This is a genomic window from Paraburkholderia sp. A1RI_3L, assembly GCF_048957895.1.
In the GTDB taxonomy this organism is placed as follows: domain Bacteria; phylum Pseudomonadota; class Gammaproteobacteria; order Burkholderiales; family Burkholderiaceae; genus Paraburkholderia; species Paraburkholderia kururiensis.
Map to the genome: position 1 here is coordinate 1 of NZ_JARCHA010000077.1, position 487 is coordinate 487.

General features: G+C 66.7%; 2 protein-coding genes. One reads left to right on the forward strand and one right to left on the reverse strand.

What is annotated here, in order from left to right:
* On the reverse strand, positions 1-303 hold a 303-nt coding region (locus tag PXJ20_RS32965; protein ID WP_421032972.1), incomplete at its 3' end, for a hypothetical protein.
* Between the two features lie 70 nt (positions 304-373).
* On the opposite strand from PXJ20_RS32965, the gene PXJ20_RS32970 reads away from it, so the two are divergent.
* A partial coding sequence (locus tag PXJ20_RS32970) for a hypothetical protein (RefSeq protein ID WP_421032973.1) occupies positions 374-487 on the forward strand: 114 nt, incomplete at its 3' end.

Here is a 487-nt window from a genome sequence, read left to right on the forward strand (position 1 = left end):
CTCCGGCAGCACGGGATCGTTGTCGAGTTCGGTCTCCACGGCCACGAGCAGCATCGCGTCGCTCTCCTCGTCGACCTCGACCACGGCGAGTTCGCTCTCCACGGGCGTGAGCTCGCTCTCGACTTCGACGTCAACTACGGCCAGCTCGCTCTCCACCGGCCTCAGTTCCCTCTCCACGTCGACGTCGACGACGGCGAGTTCGCTCTCCACGGGCCTCTCGACCACGAACAGCTCAGTGACATCGCTCTCGACATCGAGTTCGACGGCAACGACTTCGCTCTCCACGGCGATCTCGGCGAGCAAGACGCACTACTACAGCGTGAACGACAACGGCACGCAGCAGGCCAACTACAACAACGACGGCGCGACGGGCGTGAACGCGCTGGCCGCAGGCACGGGTGCAACGGCGGCGGGAGCGGCCGGTGTAGCCGTGGGCAACAACGCGAACGCGGCGGGAGACAACGCCGTGGCGATCGGCTCGGGCGCA